Annotated in this window: 12 protein-coding genes; 5 read left to right on the forward strand and 7 right to left on the reverse strand. The window is 48.0% G+C overall.

All coding sequences use genetic code 11. The annotated features are described in order from the left end of the window. Positions 1–21: 21 nt before the first annotated feature. Positions 22–1,563, forward strand: coding sequence for a cobyric acid synthase (locus CRO25_RS13565; protein WP_079695403.1), 1,542 nt, complete (start codon positions 22–24; stop codon positions 1,561–1,563). A 151-nt stretch (positions 1,564–1,714) separates the two neighbouring features. On the opposite strand, the gene CRO25_RS13570 is transcribed toward CRO25_RS13565, so the two are convergent. After that, positions 1,715–3,415, reverse strand: a complete 1,701-nt coding sequence (locus tag CRO25_RS13570) for a methyl-accepting chemotaxis protein (protein WP_079695319.1) — start codon at positions 3,413–3,415, stop codon at positions 1,715–1,717. Positions 3,416–3,749: 334 nt separating this feature from the next. On the opposite strand from CRO25_RS13570, the gene CRO25_RS13575 reads away from it, so the two are divergent. After that, a complete protein-coding gene (locus CRO25_RS13575; RefSeq protein ID WP_063564371.1) occupies positions 3,750–5,147 on the forward strand; it encodes an L-cystine transporter in 1,398 nt (465 codons plus the stop codon). 259 nt (positions 5,148–5,406) lie between these two features. Then, positions 5,407–6,090, forward strand: coding sequence for a queuosine precursor transporter (locus tag CRO25_RS13580; protein WP_063564370.1), 684 nt, complete (start codon positions 5,407–5,409; stop codon positions 6,088–6,090). A 104-nt stretch (positions 6,091–6,194) separates the two neighbouring features. Here CRO25_RS13580 and CRO25_RS13585 read toward each other — a convergent pair whose 3' ends face one another. Then, complete coding sequence (locus CRO25_RS13585; protein WP_064639917.1) at positions 6,195–7,286, reverse strand: Xaa-Pro peptidase family protein; 1,092 nt, start codon at positions 7,284–7,286, stop codon at positions 6,195–6,197. Between the two features lie 266 nt (positions 7,287–7,552). On the opposite strand from CRO25_RS13585, the gene CRO25_RS13590 reads away from it, so the two are divergent. Beyond that, entirely contained in the window at positions 7,553–8,761 is a 1,209-nt protein-coding gene (locus CRO25_RS13590; RefSeq protein ID WP_079695320.1) for a sorbosone dehydrogenase family protein, read from the forward strand. Between the two features lie 101 nt (positions 8,762–8,862). Here the strand turns inward: CRO25_RS13590 and CRO25_RS13595 are convergent, their stop codons facing one another. Together CRO25_RS13595 and CRO25_RS13600 are read right to left on the reverse strand one after the other, a co-directional pair. Next, positions 8,863–9,594 (reverse strand): MBL fold metallo-hydrolase, encoded by a 732-nt coding sequence (locus CRO25_RS13595; protein ID WP_079695321.1) that lies wholly within the window; start codon positions 9,592–9,594, stop codon positions 8,863–8,865. Between the two features lie 71 nt (positions 9,595–9,665). Then, positions 9,666–10,211 carry a hypothetical protein gene (locus tag CRO25_RS13600; protein WP_079695322.1) on the reverse strand — a complete coding sequence of 182 codons (546 nt, stop codon included), beginning with the start codon at positions 10,209–10,211 and terminating at the stop codon, positions 9,666–9,668. 129 nt (positions 10,212–10,340) lie between these two features. On the opposite strand from CRO25_RS13600, the gene CRO25_RS13605 reads away from it, so the two are divergent. Further along, the gene (locus tag CRO25_RS13605; protein WP_079695323.1) at positions 10,341–11,204 is read left to right on the forward strand and encodes an SDR family oxidoreductase; all 864 of its coding nucleotides are present in this window, start codon (positions 10,341–10,343) and stop codon (positions 11,202–11,204) included. 116 nt (positions 11,205–11,320) lie between these two features. On the opposite strand, the gene thrS is transcribed toward CRO25_RS13605, so the two are convergent. From thrS to CRO25_RS13620, 3 genes are all read right to left on the reverse strand, one after another. Next, positions 11,321–13,300, reverse strand: a complete 1,980-nt coding sequence (thrS, locus tag CRO25_RS13610) for a threonine--tRNA ligase (protein WP_256863639.1) — start codon at positions 13,298–13,300, stop codon at positions 11,321–11,323. 477 nt (positions 13,301–13,777) lie between these two features. Then, on the reverse strand, positions 13,778–15,538 hold the full coding sequence (locus tag CRO25_RS13615) for a sensor histidine kinase KdpD (RefSeq protein WP_079695324.1): 1,761 nt from the start codon (positions 15,536–15,538) through the stop codon (positions 13,778–13,780). Continuing rightward, positions 15,535–16,302, reverse strand: coding sequence for a response regulator transcription factor (locus tag CRO25_RS13620; protein WP_079695325.1), 768 nt, complete (start codon positions 16,300–16,302; stop codon positions 15,535–15,537). The genes CRO25_RS13615 and CRO25_RS13620 overlap by 4 nt, the downstream gene beginning before the upstream one ends. Positions 16,303–16,395: the final 93 nt, after the last annotated feature.

The following is a 16,395-nucleotide window of genomic DNA, read 5'->3' on the forward strand; positions in this document are numbered from 1 at the left end:
GAACAAACGGCAGCAGTATTAATGCTGCAAGGGACGGCATCGGATGTGGGGAAAAGTGTAATTACGACGGCCTTATGCCGAATATTCAAGCAGGATGGCTTCAGGCCAGCTCCGTTCAAATCACAGAACATGGCACTGAATTCTTACGTCACGGAAGACGGCAAGGAAATCGGAAGAGCCCAGGGAGCGCAAGCCGAGGCATGCGGCATTGAAGCGACGACGGATATGAATCCGATCCTGATCAAGCCGGTTCGGGATATGCATTCCCAGATTGTCGTGCACGGTGTGCCTCTTACACAGATGAGTGCATGGGACTACCGGCAGCATTTCCTGCCCCAAGCCAAACAAACGGTCATGGATGCACTGAATCGGTTGCGCGCGACGTATGATATTGTGCTGATGGAAGGTGCAGGCAGTCCGGCGGAGATCAATCTGAAGGATCGGGATATCGTTAACATGAATCTGGCGGGCTGGGCGGATGCTCCGGTTATTCTGATCTCGGATATTGATCGTGGTGGTGTCTTTGCCTCCATTGTAGGTACACTGGAGCTGCTTGAGCCGCACGAGGTTCAGCGTGTAAAAGGATTCATCATCAACAAGTTTCGTGGAGATCTGTCCTTGCTGCAGCCTGGGTTGGACTGGCTTGAAGAACGGACAGGTATTCCCGTATTAGGCGTATTGCCTTACATAAACGATATTCAGATTGAAGCGGAAGACTCCGTGGTACTGGATTCCATGCGACACGGCAAATCCGGTCAGCAGGAGCTGGACCTTGCGGTAATTCGTTATCCGCGTATTTCCAACTTTACAGACTTTGATGCCCTTTCCAGGGAGCCGGATGTGAATGTGCGATACGTGACTTCTCCCGATGAACTAGGGTATCCCGACGCCATTCTGCTTCCGGGTACGAAGGATACGATCGGTGATCTGACATTTCTGCGTGCGTCAGGACTGGAGCAAGCGATTGCCAGCCAGACGGAGCGTGAACACGTTCAGCTTGTCGGGATATGTGGTGGATATCAGATGCTCGGTCAGCATCTCAAAGATCCATTTGCGGTAGAAGCGAATCAGATTCAGGAAGCCCATGGATTGGGATGGCTGCCCCTATCGACAACATTTCTACAGAACAAACAAACGGTGAGAGCCTCTGGGCATGTACACGGTCTTCATCCAATTCGTTTGCCCAAGGAAAGTGATGCAGCAAACTCGTTGCCGATCAATGGATACGAGATTCATATGGGTGTTACCGAGTGTATTGAGCCTGAACGTGTAACGGCCTTATTCGAAATCGCCCATCCGGGAGGTCAATCCTTCAATGAAGGCTGGGGCACGACTGACGGCAAAGTGTGGGGAACGTACCTACATGGTTTGTTTGAAAGTGATCAATTCCGGCGCTCATGGCTTAATGGTCTACGTGAAGGAAAAGGGCTTGCTCCGTTGCTGGAGACGTACAGCGCACGTGAACGTAAGGAAATGGAGTTTGACCGTGTAGCTGAATCATTACGTTCTTCTTTGGATATGCAGCGTTTATACGAGATTATGGGCGTTCAGGCACCTGAATAAAAGGAAGCATCCTGATGTGCAGTCCAAAAGAATACCCCCATGCGTGGCAACGTTCCCTGAAACCTGGAACGATGCTGAGCATGGGGGTATTTGTGTACCTAATGTTAAAGTTTGATTCGAAGATGGAAATAATGGGTTAAAGGTATTCCGGTTAGTTTATTTTGAAGTTCTTCATGGCGGATTGCAGTTCTACCGCTTGCTCATGTAGATGACGTACCGTGCTGGAATGGGAGTCCATTTCATTCAGTTGGAGATCCGCTGTAGAAGCAATCTCTTGCATGCTTTGACGGGACTTGGACGTGATCTGAGCTGTTTCTTCCACGGAAGCACTGACTTGTTCAGCTCCAGCTGATACTTGCTGGGTAGAGGCCGATACCGTCTGAATGGTCAGATTGACGTTCTGGATCAATTCGTTAAGCTGCTGGAATGCGGAGCCTGCCTGTTGAACCACGTGAGTACCTGATCCAATCTCTTGGGTTACCCGGTTCATGGCATCAACGGAACGTTCAGCATCTTCACGGATAGTACCCAGGTAATCGGAGATTTCCTCCGTAGCTGTCTTGGATTGCTCCGCCAGTTTGCGTACTTCTCCGGCAACAACGGCAAACCCGCGTCCATGCTCTCCAGCACGTGCTGCTTCAATGGAAGCGTTGAGGGACAGCATGTTAATCTGTTTCGTGATTTCAAAAATGGATTGAACGATAGTTCCTATCGCGATCGAGCGCTCGTTCATCGTTTCCACATAACGCAGAGATTCGCTCGCGGTCTGGCCGACACGTTCCATTTGCTGAATGGCATCCTGTGCCAGACGGTTACCGTTAACAGCTTCGTTTGCAGCATCTCCGATCTGCTCGGATACTTCGGCAGAAGAGGAGGCAATATGCATGATGCCTTGCGTGATTTCTTCCATGGCTCTGGCATTTTCGGCTGCGCTGGAAGCGATACTTACGCTGCCTTTCTCGGCACTTTCTGCAGAACGACTGGAGTCTTTCACCATACCGGACATGGATTCTACCCGTTTGAGCAAATCATTGGAGCCTTCCACAACTTCATTGGATGTGGAGAGGGCACGGCTAATCATTTCTTTCAGATTATGAGTCATCGTCTGGAAGCTTGAAGCGAGCTGTGCAATTTCATCCTTACCTTTAATCTGAAGTTCAGCAGTCAGATCTCCTTGTGATATCTGTTTGCTATGTTGAACGAGCTGAATGATCGGCTTGGTTACACGTTTGATCATGCTTGTTGAGATGAGCCATCCGAGCAAAAAGACCAATGCCGTGATACCGAGGCACAACCAGAAGATCTGTGCAATTTTGTCCTGAATGAATTGGGCATCCATGCTAACAGCCATGATCATGTTACTTCCTGCGATCGGAATAAAGGCTGCTTTATGTACACCGAAGGAATCGGCATAAACTTGGCTGATTTCCATTTCTTTTTTCTCAGTGGCCTCATTCATTGCTGCTTCTACTTTAATCTCATCTCCGGCTTTCATGCCCGAGGAGGTATTTGCGATGACAACCGTAGCTTTATCATCCTGAATAGAGACAACGTATGCTCCGTCCAGATTATGCTCTTTGGCTTTGCCAGCCAAATAGGATTCCACGGTCAGTGCAGCACCCTCAGAGCCAGCTCCGCCACTCTGTACTTGCAAAATTTTAGAAGCGGATGTGTTTTTGTATATATCCTGAATGGACGTGCCCAGGACCTTGTCGAACTGTGGAAGCACGTAACTCTGCATAATATTCATGGAGACAGCATAGAAACTGATACTAAACAACAGGGAAGCAACCAGCAGTACGAGGAACAAAGTGCCTCTGATTTTACCGGCAACGGTGCGATTTCGAAACATAGGATCATCCTTTCACGTCATGTTCATTAACATCGTCGCTTTTCCGTTATCTTAAGACTAAATACCAACGAAGAAAGGCCTAATTTTCACGTTGAGAAAACTTGGGAATAAGCGGATATACCTATATTACAAAATTAACCGGAGGTTGAATACAATAATTTTCACGATTCAGTGTATTTTTTTCAGGAATAGATGAATTTATTACACGCATATTACATAATATCAATTAATACCTACCAGAATAGTTTGTTATGTGATATATTGTTGAATATCGCTTTTGAGCGAGTAGAAAACCGGAATATCCGGTTACTCACACTGAGGAGGATTTATACAGATGAATACCTTTTTAATCATTTTGAACGTAGTGGTTATGCTCGCTCTTCTGGGTGTCCTGTTCTGGATGCAGAAGAAACATATTTCCTTTACCAAGCGTGTATTTGCGGGTTTGGGCATCGGGGTTGTATATGGCGTCATTCTGCAACTGATCTACACATCTGATTCTGAAATCATTACCAAGTCGGTCGATTGGTTTAATCTGGCCGGTTCAGGATATGTTCGTTTGTTACAAATGGTCGTGATTCCATTGATCATGGTCTCTATCATATCGGCCATCATGAATCTGAAAGGCAAGCAGAATCTCGGTAAAATGAGTGTTTCGATTATCGCGATCTTGTTGATCACGACGGCTATTGCCGCAGGGGTCAGCATTGTGACAAGCTTGAGCTTCAACCTGACTTCCATTGAGATCGAAGGTGGAGACCGAGAGCTTGCACAGGGGCAGAAGATGGAGGAACGTCTCGTTGACGTGAAGGATCAGACGATTCCACAGCAAGTACTGGAGTTCATTCCGTCGAATCCATTCGCGGACATGACCGGAGAACGTCGTACATCCACACTGGCGGTTGTTATTTTCTCGGCGTTTATCGGTGTGGCGGTGCTCGGATTGGATCGCAAAAAACCACAGCAGGCGGAAACATTCCGAGGTATGGTCAATGCGGTATATGCGGTGGTTATGCGAATTGTAACACTGGTGCTCAGGCTGACGCCTTACGGGATTTTGGCTCTGATTACAAAGGTAACGGCCACCACGAATGCGGATGAGATTCTGAAGCTGATCAAATTCGTGATTGCATCCTATGTTGCGTTGCTCGTCATGTTCATCATTCATCTGATTATCATTGCGCTCTCTGGGTTCAACCCACTCACGTATCTGAAAAAGGTTCTGCCGACTCTGGTATTTGCCTTTACCTCTCGTTCAAGTGCGGCAGCAATTCCGCTTAACGTGGAGACGCAGACGAAGAAACTGGGTGTATCCGACGGGATTGCGAATCTGTCAGCAAGCTTTGGGGCCACGATTGGTCAAAACGGCTGCGCCGGGATCTATCCGGCCATGCTGGCGGTGATGATTGCTCCAACGGTCGGAATCGATCCGCTGAGCTGGGACTTCATTATTACCCTGATCCTGGTTGTCATGATCAGTTCATTCGGTGTAGCTGGTGTAGGCGGCGGGGCAACCTTCGCTTCCCTGATTGTGTTGTCCACGATGAACTTGCCGGTAGCTCTGGCAGGATTGTTGATCTCGGTTGAACCGCTGATCGATATGGGTCGTACAGCATTGAACGTGAACGGGTCCATGACTTCAGGACTTGTGACTAGCAAAATTCTGAAAGAAAACGATCATGATACATTTAATGATCAAAGTCGTGATCTGGATTCAGCCGTTCAGGCGTAATTCAGATTCATAATAGGCGGATGGCAGTTACTGCCACAAGCCATGCAAGAGCAGCCGTTCTTCGGGTTAATCCGGAGGGCGGCTTTTTGCTTTTAGCATCCGTTGGGCATACGGTAAATATCATCTGAAGCCAGTTGGAGTTATTTAGTGCTGTTCAAGCTTGGGGAAATGTGATAGAGTATTCATGTTTTGGCCCAGAGTCAAACCGCGGTTCGTAACCATCCCGCGTAATCAAAACTAGGAAGGCAGTGTATTTATATTGTTTAATTTAGGATGGGGAGCGCTTTTCGTTCTCGTAACGTACGGCTTTTTTCTTTTGTGTTACCGCTTGTTCGGCAAAAAGGGTCTTTATGCCTGGATTGGTGTGGCAACAGTCATTGCCAATATACAGGTGACCAAAACGATAGATATTATGGGTATCGTTCTGACGCTGGGCAATACGATGTATGTCAGCATGTACTTGACCAGTGATTTGCTCAATGAGAAATATGGACCAGGTGAGGCACGTAAAGCCGTATGGTTCGGGTTCTTCACTTTGATTATGACGACAGTGCTGATGCAGATGGTATTGTTCTTTGAGCCAGCATCGACGGACTTTGCACAGGAGTCGATGGAAAAATTGTTTGGTATGCTGCCACGTCTGGCACTCGGTAGTCTGACAGCCTATTTCATCAGTCAGTTCCTGGACGTGCGACTATACACTTGGCTGCGTAAGGTGGCGCCAGGGCGTAATCAGTTGTGGATACGAACCAACGGCAGTTCGATCATCAGTTCGTTCGCGGATACACTGGTATTTTGCACGATTGCGTTTGCCTTCATCTATCCATGGGACGTTTGGCTTGAAATTTTCTTGACCACATACGTGATCAAATTTGTATTGACCGCGGTAGGAACGCCGTTTCTATATGCTGCACGAAGCTTTAAATTCAAGGATGAAGCTTAGATTCGTAGTTAAGTTCTTCTGCAAAATGCTGAATCCAAACACAAAAGTCCCGCAAAGCCATGCATTCATGGTTTCACGGGACTTTTGCTTATGACCAAAAAGGATTAGTCCGTCAGGATTTGCAGCTCTTTCGGATATGTCGTCAGAACTTCTACACCCGTCTCCGTCACAATTACATCATCCTCGATACGTACACCGCCTGCTCCGGTTACATAAATACCCGGCTCAATCGTAAATACCGTACCTTCCTCCAGAATGTCCATGTTCTGACCATGCAGTGAAGGATACTCATGCACGTCAATGCCCATTCCATGTCCAACTCTGTGCAGGAAACGTTCGCCGTATCCGGCTTCTTCCGTAACCTGGCGTGCTGCACGGTCAATATCCGCACAGGTGACACCTGGCTTAACTGCACGAATGGCAGCTTCGTTTGCTGCGAGCACAGTGTTATAGATGGTTTTAAGTTCAGGTGAAATGTCACCAAAGGCAAATGTGCGCGTAATATCTGATGCATACCCACCAGCGTAGACACCCATATCGAACATCAACAGATCGCCATGCTGCAATTTCCGTTCACCTGGTGTGCCGTGTGGCAAGCCTGTTTTGGGGCCAGTGAGCACCATCGTATCGAAGGAAGGGCCGTCTGCACCCAGTTTCTTCATCTGATATTCCATTTCGGCAACCAGTTCGATTTCGGTTACGCCTGTACGAACGTGAGACAGTCCTTGACGAAGTGTCTCTTCGATCAGATGAATGGCGTGGCGAATGCGAGCAACTTCATCCGGTGTTTTTTTCACACGCAAGGTGCGAAGCAGAGGACCGACATCTTCAAAATTGGCAGCACCAAGGGCTGCGGTCAACTGTTCATAACGTGCGACAGTCACGTATTCTTTTTCGAGACCTACACGGCCCAGGCGTCCTTGATAACGCTCAAATAAAGCGTAAGGATTGTCCGTATCTGAATGCGTGGCAATGTTCGAGACCGAAGAAGCGGCTGCTGCAGCTTCCTCGTCAAGTGCAGGCACGATCAACAGCGGATCTTCGCCGCGTGCAAGAACAAGCCCAAGGAAACGTTCATGCGGATTACTCGCAAAACCTGTTAAATAGTAAATATGCTTCGGATCCGTAATCAGCATGGCGTCCAATCCTTGCGTAGACAGACCAGCTTCCAGCCGGGATAAAGGAGTTTGATTCATGAGTTATATGTCCACCTTTCAGTTCGTTCTATCTTTCTATTATAGAAGAATGTCGGGGAAATCCAAATGGAGGAAGGAATGATGACCGAAAATTAGCTTTAACTACCCGTTTGAGTGGTAGGTGGGGAGGGTAATACAGGGCGAAACCGCGAAGGGTTGCTAATTTGCTTACTCAATTACTTACTTATTTACTTACTTTGAAAATGGACAGTCCTTGAAACTAGGATTACACGATATAACAACGACATTAGAAGGGAGATGTATTCATGAATAATCGACTAAGCGTTCCGTTATATGCTTCGTTACTCAGTATGGCTTTGCTAACAGCCTGTACTTCGGGTGACCCGACGACAGAATCGCAGCAGACGTCACAAGGACAGGGTACAGGTCAGGGACAGACAGCGGAAGGTGGTATTAACAGTACTGGTGGTGGGGAAGAGGAAACAGATGAAAATGCTGTAATTCCTTACGAGGCTTCCGTGCTGGTCGACGGACTCAATGTACCTTGGGAGTTGGTAAGCGTGCCTGATGGACGGATGTTTGTAACAGAGCGACCGGGTACCATTCGGGTCATCGAGAACGGAGAGCTGGCATCTGAACCTCTGATTGAATTTTCTGCACCGTTTAATGAAGAAGGGGAAGGTGGCCTGCTTGGACTTGCTGCTGATCCGGACTTTGACAATAATGGCTATCTGTATGCATACCATTCCTATCTGGAGGGTGGTGGTGACATTGCCAATCGGGTGTTGCGTTTGAAAGTGAGTGATGGGAAGGCGACCATAGACAAGGAGCTGCTCAGTGACATTCCTGGCGGCGTGAATCACAATGGAGGACGGATCAAGATTGGCCCGGACAATCTGCTTTATATTACGACAGGTGAACGCTATGAGCCGGAGCTGGCTCAGAACGAAGATAGCTTGGGTGGCAAAATATTGCGGATTGGTCTCGACGGCTCGATCCCAGAATATAACCCTTGGCCTAATTCACCTGTGTACAGCATGGGGCATCGGAACGCACAGGGCCTGGCTTGGAACCTGGACAATAACTATCTGTATGCCACAGAGCATGGTCAGCGTAATTTTGATGAAATTAACCGGATTGAAGCTGGTGAGAATTATGGCTGGCCAGAGGTGGAGGGAGACGATGATAATAATGGCACATATCAGGCTCCGCTTGCCCATAGTGGAGATGAAACATGGGCTCCATCGGGTGTAGCCTTTATAGAGGAAGGTCCGTGGGCCGGATCACTGCTTGCTGCCAATCTGCGGGGTGAACAACTGCTTAAAATTACTCTGTCCGAAGATGGTACACAAGTAACGCAGGTGGAACCGATTTTTAAGAATGAGTGGGGACGTATTCGCAATGTGACTGCCGGAGAAGACGGGAAGTTATACGTGCTCACGAACAACCGGGATGGCAGGGGATCTCCACGCGATGGAGATGACCAACTGATCGTTCTGACGCCGAAACCGTAACATTTACAATAGAAAAGGGGTTGTCCCGTCATGTTTATGACGTATGGGACAGCCCCTTCGATTCAATATTTACGTAAATATAACTTAGTTGCAGGTACCAATTAGTCCGCGCTTTCCGCGAGTTCGGCAATGCGACGACTCGGCTCATCGGTGTACTCGCCACCATGGTAACAAAGTACCTTCTCCAGCTTCAGGCCAAGCAACCTCTTCAAGCTGCGTAATGCTTCAGGCATATCCGGTGTTGCGGGTGGAGCAGGACCCACCAATTCATCATCGACCACACGTAATTCATCGGCAGCGAGCAGGAATTGTTGCTCCCGGAAGTACAAGCAGATATGTCCAGGAGTGTGTCCTGGTGTATGAATGACCTGGATACCGCCTTGTAGAGGCAACATGTCACCGTCCTCTAACACTTTGGATATTTTGAACTCAGTCCGCTGTGAGATCAATTGTTCCGCCATCTCCGCTATAGGTCCAGGCAGCAACGCTTTGCGTTCTGGTGTGAACTTGATCATGGGCTCTTTGCCTGTGATAAACGGAATTTCATCGCTATGCGCCCAGATTTCCACTTCCGGAATAGCATTCACCAAGGCACCAAGGTTACCAATGTGGTCTATATCGGAATGGGTTACAATAATGCGCTTGATATCAGATAGCTGAACGCCTTCATGCTCCAGTGCGGACTGAAGTTCGGCGAATTGGCCAATCATGCCTGTATCCACAAGCGTAATGCCATCTTCATCGCGCAACATAACAGGGTAGATCGGGTTTTTACCCGCAGGTGTAACAATATGAAGATTTAGAACCGTAATATCCATGGGTTGATTGTTCATATTTGTTTCCGGAGCGAATCCGGAGCACCTCCTTTGTCGTGTATGACCATTTTGCATATATCATGTATTCGTCAGTTCTCTGGCTGATTATATTTCAAGTGTTTTCTATACTTCTTCACCGTATCCAGGGTGGATTCAAACTCTTGCCTTGCATCGTGACTTTCTCTAATAATGGAAGCATAAGAAAAGTTGGAGTGAATAAGTTTATTTCTCAGTTGAAACACTTTGGCTATTTCTTCTTCAAATTTCTCTTCTTCCGATTTTAGGGACAGATGTTGATTTTTCAAATCAGCCTGAAGGATCTCGATATTGGATAATGAGCGGTATGCAGGAGTTTTCATCAACTGGATCGAATTAAATTTTTTTTGATACGTTTGCTGGTATAGTTGATTCAGCAGGTCTTCAATGATCGAGCATAATTCAATTGTCCATGAACTATATTTTCGCTCTTTTCGTTTTTGGGTAAGCTCACCAATCTCTTCATCGTTCCACAGTTTATCTTTTTCATACAGGGATGAGTCTATCTTTTGCTGGAGATTGTGAGCTTCCTGTTCGATTAGTGCAATCTCAAGTTTCGCTTCTTTTTTCAGTTTCTTGAAGTCTTCTTTGGTTAGCATACGTATCCTCCCTATAAGACCAATATGTGATCTTTCAATTATCTCATATTGACGTCAGCAGTGCTTAAAAAACAAAAGGATGACTGTCTCAAAATATGAAGAACCTCTGGTTCAGAAGGGAAGTACCTGATGTCCATTCCAACAGCCGTTGTTACGGGAGCCAACTCAGGCATGGGTCTGGCAACCACCATTGAACTTGCAAGGCAAGGGTATCACGTGATTATGGCATGCCGCAGTGAGAAGCGCGGACAGCAGGCACTGGAGGAGGCGCTGCGTCAGTCCGGCTCTACTGCGATAGAACTGATGCTGTGTGACCTGGGGTCACTGGAGAGCATCCGTCATTTTGCCCAATCCTTCCGTGAGCGTTACGACACACTTGACGTTCTCGTTAATAATGCGGGTGTCGTCATGTTGAAGCGTCAGGAAACCTCCGACGGTTTCGAACAAGCCATCGGTATTAACCATCTTGGACATTTCCTGCTTACCTTACTCCTGATCCAACCTTTGAAGTCTGCGAAGCAGGGGCGTATAGTGAATGTTTCGTCTGGTGCCTACAAAGCCGGCAAAATACATTTCGAAGATCCCCATCTGCATAAAGGCTTCAATCCAATCAAAAGTTACGCTCAATCCAAGCTGGCTAATGTGTTGTTCACCCGTGTACTGGCCCGCAAATTGGCGGAAACCCGGATCACGGTCAACTGCCTTCATCCCGGTGCGGTTGGTACAAGTATTGGCGTAGACCGCAATACTGGGTTTGGCACACGCATTATGGCTTTGGTGGGCAAGCTGCCGTTTTTCCTTTCACCTGAAGAAGGGGCACAAACGGCCATCTATCTCGCCACAAGCCCTGAAGTCGCCGGCGTAACCGGGCGTTACTTCTATCAACAAAAGGACCAGGAATTGAAAGCCCATGCGCTGGATGTCGCAGCTGCTGAGCGTTTCTGGACATGGAGCGAAGAGCAAGTCGGACTTAGACCTGAAGAAAAATTGTAATTGCTGACCGCTTGAAGCAGAAGGGGAGACATTCTTGGAACAGAATTAGAGGTAGCCGTTTTCCATATTAACGGCTGCCTCTAACGTTAAGTTTCAGCCCATTCCTGATTAAGCGCTTAGGCTTTGGCCTTCACAGCTTGCTGAATCAGCTCAATAAATGCTTCAATGCGCTGAATGCCTTGATCGCCCTGACCGTATGCACGGACAGAGGCTGATGAGGCATTTTTCTCATTTTCCCCCAGTACAAGCGAGTAAGGCACTTTCTCCATCTGAGCTTCACGGATTTTGTAGCCTAGCTTCTCACTGCGCAAGTCTGTTTCTACTCGAATACCGGCAGCCCGCAGCTGGCTCTGAACTTGAAGGGCATAGTCTGCGTAATGATCCGACACCGGCAGCAGCTTGACTTGCACGGGTGCGAGCCAGAGTGGAAACGCACCTGCATAATGTTCAGTCAGGATGCCGATGAAACGATCGATTGAACCATAGATGGCACGGTGGATCACGACAGGACGGTGTTTCAGGCTATCCTCGCCAATATAAGTGAGATCGAACTTCTCGGGCATTTGGAAATCGAGTTGAATTGTTCCACACTGCCAGCTGCGCTTCAGTGCATCGAGAATGTGGAAGTCAATTTTCGGACCGTAAAAGGCACCATCACCCTCGTTAATGCGGTATTTCACACCGCGCCGATCAAGTACATTCTGCAATGCTCTTTCTGCTTGATCCCACAGTTCTTCCGATCCCATGGAATCGTCCGGACGAGTGGACAACTCAATCTTGTACTCAAATCCAAAGATGTCGTACATACGTCCGATCAATGAAATCGCCTGGTTAATCTCTTCCTCGATCTGCTCTGGCATCACATAGAGATGGGCATCATCCTGACAGAAAGTCCGCACCCGCATCATACCGTTCAGAGCGCCTGAGAATTCATGGCGGTGGACCTGACCGAATTCCATCATACGAATCGGCAGCTCACGATAGGAATGGAGTGTATTTTTGAAAACCAGCATGTGTCCCGGGCAGTTCATAGGTTTCAGGGCAAAAGTCGCATCGTCCACTTCCGAGAAATACATATTGTCCTTGTAATGTTCCCAGTGCCCCGATTGCTCCCACAGACGGTTGTTCATCATGAGGGGAGTACGAACTTCCTGATAGCCTTCCTGCAGCTGCAATTCACGGGAGAATTGCTCCAGTTCTGTACGAACAGTCATGCCTTTGGGCAGATAGAACGGCATACCGGGTGCTTCTTCAGAGAACATGAACAGTTCAAGCTCCTTACCCAGTTTGCGGTGATCTCGTTTTTTCGCTTCTTCCAGCATGTGCAGATGTTCATCCAATTGGGCTTTGCTCGGGAAAGCAGTGCCGTAGATGCGTTGCAGCATTTTATTATCCGAGTTGCCGCGCCAGTATGCACCAGCCACATTCAGCAGTTTGAATGCTTTGATCCGACCAGTGGACGGAAGATGTGGGCCTCGACAGAGGTCGAAAAATTCTCCTTGGTCATAAATTGAAAGCTCAGCGTCCTCTGGTAAATCCTGAATGAGTTCAAGCTTATACGGGTCCTGAATCTCTCCAAAGATGCGAAGTGCGTCCTCCCGGCTAACTACCCGGCGGCTAATCTTTTCATTTTCTTTTATGATTTTGTTCATTTCTTGCTCAATGGCAGCCAAATCACTGATGGATAGAGCATGCTCCAGATCGACATCGTAATAGAATCCATCTTCAATGACAGGTCCGATGCCCAGCTTCACTTGTTCCGCACCGTAGATGCGTTTGAGAGCCTGCGCGAGTACATGAGCTGTGCTGTGTCGGTAACGATACAGACCTTCCGCGCTGTCTAAAGTAACGATGACGAGTTCGCAATCTTGCTCAAGCTCCCAGTCGAGATCGACATTCTTACCATTTACGATTCCGCCGATGGCTTGTTTGCCCAGACTTGTGCTGATGGATGAGGCGACCGCTCCTACAGTGATGCCTGCGTTGTAAGAACGTACAGCTCCGCCTTGCAGGCGAATTTCAATCGGATGCCCGGGTTGCTGTTGATCATTCTTCGATTGGTTGCTGGATTGGCTGTTTTTATTCGGATTACTCATGTGAACCACTCTCCAATATTCAAATTTGAAGCGCAAAAAACACCCGTCCCGGAAAAGGGACGAGTGCGCTCAGCTCGTGGTTCCACCCTAATTTGGTTATGAATGCTCCTGAACACGACCAGCCGCCGCAAGCAAGAACATCATAACCCTCATTGGAATCCGTTATCGGGGATCAGGCGGTGAACTCTACTGACAGCTTTGTCGGGAATTCATGAAGAAGACCGAAAAGCTGAAGTTCGAGGTCACGGCTGCAGAGGGGTAATTCCGGTCCGTTCGCTGAAGAAGGTTTCACCAATCCCTTCTCTCTCTGGGCAGCACGCAAACGGAATCTTGTCTCTGGTCATCGCCAAATATGCAAAATCGATATCAATTGAATTGATCTTAATATCGTTGAAGTCCATATCAATATATTGGAACAGGTGTTATTGAGTGTCGATTATATAGATTGAAAATGAAAAGGTCAAGCGGAATGTTTTTTTACCCATGTTCTGATTGTCCATCCCATATTAATCGAATGACAGTACCCTCACCAGAAGTCGATTGTACTTCAATACGGCCCTGCATCGCTTCAATTAACCCTTTTGTTACCGCCATACCAAGGCCTGATCCGACATCGGACGTACCTGTATCGGTCCCTCGGTAATATCGTTCAAACAGCCTCCAGACCAGTTCCGGGTCCATTCCTTGACCGTCATCGGCAAAATGAACACTGAACTCACCTGTCTGCTTACCCGGATGCACACTAACGGTCAGAGTTGACTCCGCTGGATTATGCAGAAGGGCATTAGCGGTCAGATTATCCACAATGCGTTCAAACGAAGGAATATGCACATGGCCGTATACCGGAACTTTCGCAGGCCGGAAAACAATACGTCCCTCGCCATATACCGGGTTGCGTTCTGCACGCTGGACGAGATCATGAAGTAGCGTATTTACGTCAGTTTCTTCCACAGGTGGCTGGTATCCACCGCTGCGCAATCGGTACGTCATGGCAAGGTCATTCACAAGTCGGTCCATATACATGGATTTATCCAGCATAATGCCCGCAAATTCTCTCACTTCTTCCGCGGACCAGCTATATTTCTGTGCTTCAAGCATATGCGCGTATCCCTGGATGGAGGATAGCGGTGTCTTGAGATCATGCGTTATTCCGGCGATCCATTCCTCACGCAGAGATTCGGTCTGTTTACGGAGCTCTTCATCTTGTTTCAATGTTGCGGATAATGCCTGCATGGAGCGAAGCACTTCGGCATACACGTGGTATTTCCGTTTCCATTTGCCATTTCGTCGCTGACTGCGAGGTATGCCGCCAATGCCTTTGGGTTCTTCATAATGTCCTTGTTCCAATCGTTGGAGCCATTGGAGCATATGCAGCATGGGGGAACCGAAACGATTGGCGTACCATAGGGCCAGCAGAATTAGCAAAATGACAACGGATAGGATCAGCACGATGAGCACTGGGGTCAAAATGAAATTATAGGGATTTTCTTCCCCTGTAGCAGTTGGATCGACAGGTATACTGAGCATCCAGGTCGTGCCATTCTGTTCATCGTAAAAGGTTGCGATCGATATTCCATATCGATTGGGATAACGAATACGCAAAGCCAGTTCCTGTATGTTGTAACTGCTGGGAACGCCCATGGCAGGTTTATTATAAGAGACCAGCTCTTGACCGTAGGCATCCAAAATTTGCAGATAGGCACCTTTGGAACGGATGGCATCCTCTTGTTTGGGGAGAAGTATAAGCTCTCCATTGGTGTAATGACTGTCCTCACGGGCTTGATCGAGTAAGGATTTGGTCTGATTGCGTTCGCCGTACAGCAAGGTGAACATCTCGCCGTTTTTCTCCCGAATCAGCATGACGATCTGGTATGGGAACGGCTTCTTGGCCTCCCAGTAAGCGATCAGCTCTCCAGGCTTGTATTGCTTCGGAACGTCATCCGGTGTATTAAAATCATCAATGACGTAGCCTTTTTCATCCACAACTTGAAGCCATCCCTGATTTTTCTCGACCTGCTTCAGCAGCCTGGGATCATAGCGGACCGTCCCATCGGGCATGATTTCTGCGGTATTAATCAGTTGGTCAAGACCGCTGGTAGCGAAGTCATCCACCAGGCTCACTTCATTCACCTTTTGAATGACCCAGTAGGTGGCTGCCGAACCCAACAGGATGATGAGAACGACTGCGCCAGCAAGCATACCGATAAATCGGGTCATTAATCTGCGACGAATACTCATGCGCGTGACACTTGGTTAGGCTGAATGAGTTTGTACCCCAGCCCCCGGACGTTGACGAGAAACGTAGGGTTAGAGGGATCAGCCTCAATCCGCTCACGAATACGGTGAATATGAACCATAACGGTGTTGTCATCGCTGATGGATTCCGAACCCCATACGCGCTCATACAATTCCGATTTGGTGAAAATACGATTGGGATGCTTGCAGAAAAAGAGCAGCAGCTGGTAGACAAGAGCCGGACAGGTTACAGGCTGTCCTCCAACCTGAAGTTCACCGGCGTGTTCAAATACTTGAAAACGACCAAAATCATATACCCCTTCCTGCACGGCAGGAGATGACGAAGTTACGTCAGAAGAGGGTGTAGTCGCCGTTGTAGTCGCCGCCATTTTGGTAGGTAAATAACGTTTCAGCAGTGATTTGATCCGGGCGACCACTTCCAGTGGATTAAATGGTTTAACGACATAATCATCGCCGCCAACGGCGAATCCGGTTAACTTGTCATAATCCGTTGTTTTGGCGGTCAAAAAAAGAATCGGTGCATCGGTTACCTGCCGCAGGAAGGGACAGATCTCCAGTCCGCTTTTGCCGGGCAGCATGATGTCCAGCACGATGCAGTGATAGGTTTTATTTTCGCAGGCGGTAATCGCCTCTTCTCCAGTGGTAACGGTGTCGATGTCTACAAATTGCTCTTTGAGCAGGACGGTTTTGAGCATATGTAAAATGGCTTGTTCATCATCAACTAGCAGTATGGAGACGTGATCCATGATGTGAAATGACCTCCTAGGGCTTCCTGTTTGTTTATTGCTAATCATACCATCCGAAAGGGCTATGTAGTGTGTGTGCTATCTTAACGGAAT

The sequence above is a fragment of the Paenibacillus sp. RU5M genome (assembly GCF_900221055.1).
Taxonomy (GTDB): Bacteria; Bacillota; Bacilli; order Paenibacillales; family Paenibacillaceae; genus Paenibacillus; species Paenibacillus marchantiae.